Source organism: Sphaerochaeta sp. S2, from assembly GCF_016406725.1.
Classification (GTDB): Bacteria; Spirochaetota; Spirochaetia; order Sphaerochaetales; family Sphaerochaetaceae; genus Sphaerochaeta.
Genome location: NZ_JAEKNT010000150.1, coordinates 1 through 3,698 on the forward strand (window position 1 = coordinate 1; position 3,698 = coordinate 3,698).

General features: G+C 46.0%; 3 protein-coding genes. All 3 read right to left on the bottom strand.

Annotated features, from left to right (window positions below; all coding sequences use genetic code 11):
• Positions 1-113: 113 nt before the first annotated feature.
• Positions 114-2,063: a glycoside hydrolase family 127 protein gene (locus JF818_RS03935; protein WP_198890677.1), complete on the bottom strand. Its 1,950-nt coding sequence runs from the start codon at positions 2,061-2,063 to the stop codon at positions 114-116.
• 11 nt (positions 2,064-2,074) lie between these two features.
• Positions 2,075-2,899 carry a carbohydrate ABC transporter permease gene (locus JF818_RS03940; RefSeq protein ID WP_198890678.1) on the bottom strand — a complete coding sequence of 275 codons (825 nt, stop codon included), beginning with the start codon at positions 2,897-2,899 and terminating at the stop codon, positions 2,075-2,077.
• Positions 2,896-3,698: carbohydrate ABC transporter permease (locus JF818_RS03945; RefSeq protein ID WP_198890679.1), on the bottom strand; the 803-nt coding region annotated here is incomplete at its 5' end. The genes JF818_RS03945 and JF818_RS03940, both read right to left, overlap by 4 nt.

The window sequence follows — 3,698 nt, forward strand, 5'->3', positions numbered from 1 at the left end:
GAGGAAACGACTATCGCTCTTCCTGATGCAAAGAATCTTATTGATGTACTGACACAAAAAAAGGTGGAAGGATCTCGAATTGACCTTCCACCACGTGGTGTTGCTATCCTCTCTTATACATAGAGAGGATGCCAGATCTTCATGCCACCAAGGCCACGATTGTCCCATGCATAGTAGGGTATCAGTCTGATCTTGGTGGGAATTGCCTGCAAAGATGGTAGGTCTTGATAGAGCCCCTTCTCACTCCAGTCGAGTGACTGATAGGAAATACCATCCTCACTTTCAAGGCAAAGTACTTCTGTCGATCCTATGGTAGTAACCATCTCGCTGAATTGAGCAGTACTCTTCAGTCCAAGACCTGGCCAATATGAGTTATTGTTATCAATCTCTTCACTACAATAGAGTACTGGACCTCGCATTACTGCTACTTGCATTTTCGATGCTTCAACCAGAGGATGAGCCAAGACTAATCGTGGTTGCATGTCCAACTCCAGGATGATTTCATCACCAGCCTTCCAGGAGCCGGATACCGGAATATAGCTGTTGGCATCCTTGCTACCCAGCCTGCGATCCCCGAGCGTACCGTTTTTTACCCAAGAAGGAATACGAACGTACAGGGTACAATCCACAGATTTCTCTTGTTCAAACGTAAAACGGATTATACCATCCAAAGGATAGTTTGTTTCTTGCCGCAAAAGTACCTCTTTACCACCTATCTGGAAATGTGATTTACAATCGCCATACATACCAGTGTAAATACCGTCCTCTCTTAAAGCGTAGGTGTATTCACTGCTTTCAGAAAGTATCCTGAACATGTTCGGGGGGCAGCAGAACGAAGATAGATACTCGCTGCGGGTGCGGTCCCACTTTAGGTGGAAGGGGAGTGGTTCTTGCTCTCTTTCAAGGGGATTCGAGTAGAAATATCGCTTTCCATCCAAGCTTTTCGATGCAAGGATAAGGTTGTAGAAGGATTGCTCGATTCTATCAGCATGTACTGCTTGTTCATTGAGTTTGAACATTCTCCAATTCAGGAAAATATTACCTATGGTTGCACAGGTCTCATTGTAGGCTGTAAGATTTGGTAGTTCATAAGGACGTCCATATGATTGGTGTGTCCTCTGGAGATTGGGATGGTCGCCGGCATACCCTGATGGGGAGACTCCGTCATAGAGCGCCCCACAACCGCTGTTGATATACATCTTGGTGTACTCTTCACTCTCCCATACACGTTCCAGCATAGCTCTGTGGCTTTCATTCCCAAGTTCTGCATACAAGTCGGCAACCCCGCCATACAGGTAGGTAGCCCTCACCGCATGTCCCAACATCTCATCATGTTCAGAGAGCTTGATTCGATCTTGGTTGTCATCGGTGCCGTTCTTTACCTGGTCACGGAGGCGAATGGCTAATTCAGCTGTCTCAAGATGTGTCTTGTCTCCTGTGATTCTATAAAGGTCGATGAGTGCCATGTAATGGGAGGGGCAAATGGCTGTCTTGGCAGAATCGTTTCGCTCCGCTTCTTCAAAAAGGGACTTCAGGCAGGATGCGGCCTTGATGCCAAGATCAAGCAAAGATTTCTCTCCTGTGCTCATGAAATGAACACACCCAGCGGTGATAAGGTGCCCAAGATTGTACGCTTCAAAGTTCAAGCTATTTCCCAGTTTCTGAGCATCCTCTCCTTGCTTGAGGCGGATTGAGTACTGGGTAAAGATATAGCCATCCTCACGCTGTACGCTTGCTATGAGCTTGATTGACTGATCAATTAGTTGCTTCAAGTCAGCATCTTTGGTTACTCCATAGATATAGGAAGCTCCCTCAAGCCATTTGTAGAAATCACCATCTGCAAATGGAGGCCCCTGGTGGGAGCCCTCTTGCAGCCCAGCAGCAATTCGGAAGTTTGCAAGGCAGTGACTGATATCATCCGAATCGAACAGGTGATAGATGTTTGGGAGAATGTTCTTAGAGATACCAGTAAACTGCTCTTGCCAGAATCCTCCACTCCAGTGTGTGCTGTGCATTGGTTGGTTCTCGAGTGAGGCGTGTGTTCCGTAGTGCTGATGTTCCATGAAAAAGACTCCTAACCTTTCACCGCTCCGGAGGTAAGTCCGGCGATGATATGTTTTTGTAGTAATGCATAGACGATGAGGACAGGGAGAACAGCCATCATCATAAATGCAAAGACGGTTCCCCAGTTTGTATAATACTGGGAGACAAAGTTGTAAATACTGATGACGATCGGCCATTTCTTGCTGTCACTTATCAAGTAGAACGGGGCCTGGAAGTCATTCCAGACATTGGTAACGGTAACGATGGTGCTTGTTACCAACGGTGTTCTCAGAAGAGGCACGATAAGCAAGAGAAACATTTTTGGGTAGCTGCATCCCTCGATAAGTGCTGCTTCATCAATCTCACGAGGAACCGTTTTCATGAACCCGGTAAGCAAGAAGACGGAGAACGGAAGGTTGATGGCTGTATAGAAGAGAATAATACCTAAATAGGTGTTATGGATCCTAGTCTGCATCATCAGCTGAATAGTGGGGATAATGGATACAGGTACAATAATTCCGCCAAAAAGGGCAAAATACAACCAGTTTCCCATCTTCCCTTGTTTTCGTTGAATAACGAATGCAGCCATTGCTGCCGATGCATTGACCAGGAAGGTAGCAATCGACGTTATAATGAGACTATTTCGTAGCCCTCTCCAGAAATAGGATTTGGAGAGTACGTTCACATAGTTCTCAAGTGTTGGGGCTTCTGGCAGCGTCAGGCGGAAGAGAGCCGACTCTCGCATATCCTTGAATGAGTTTACCAGCATCATGGCAAATGGCACCAGGATGACCACCGACAAAGCGATACATAGCAGATAGAGGAAGAGTGAATAGGTTTTTCTAGAAATGGTCATAGCTCAATCTCCCTCCTCTTCAGTAGCAATAGAACAGGTAACCCGACAATAATGATTAAGAGGCTTAGAATGATGTTTGCTGCCGTTCCCATACCATAGAGCCCAAGGCTGAACATACTCATGATGTAGGTATTCATAACCTCAGTTGCATAACCGGGGCCTCCATTGGTAAGTACCAAGATCATAACGAATACTTTCATGGTTCCAATAAGTGCAAGCACAATGTTGATGGTGATCGAAGGGGCAAGCAAGGGGAGGGTGACATTGGTCAGCTTCCAGAACCCATTGGCACCATCGATATCGGCGCTCTCATAGAGGTCATGGGGAATTGCCTGCAGTCCTGCTAAATAGATCACCATGCTGAACCCTGTAGTTCTCCAAACATCTGTCATGATGGTGGAAAACAGTGCAATGGATGGATCGTTGAGCCAGTCATTTGCGAGGAATCCCATCCCTATGGTTCTCAGTGCTTGGTTGAGGATTCCATGAGCAGGATTATAGATTGCAGTGAATAGATAACCGATGACCACCGGTGATATCACAAACGGAAGGAAGATAACGGTTCTAAAGAGATTCCTTCCTTTCAAACGGGCATTATTCAGGAGCACTGCCAGGAACAACCCGAGGAAATTTCTGGTAAGTGTTACACTGAATGAGTACGTCAAGGTGTTTTTCAGGGTTGAGCGAAACTTGACATCAGCGAAGAGTTCTCTGAAGTTTTCCATTCCAATGAAGGAAATCACCCTTCTATTGATATTCCAGTCAGTGAGACTATAGTAGAAACTGGTAAGGGTAGGAA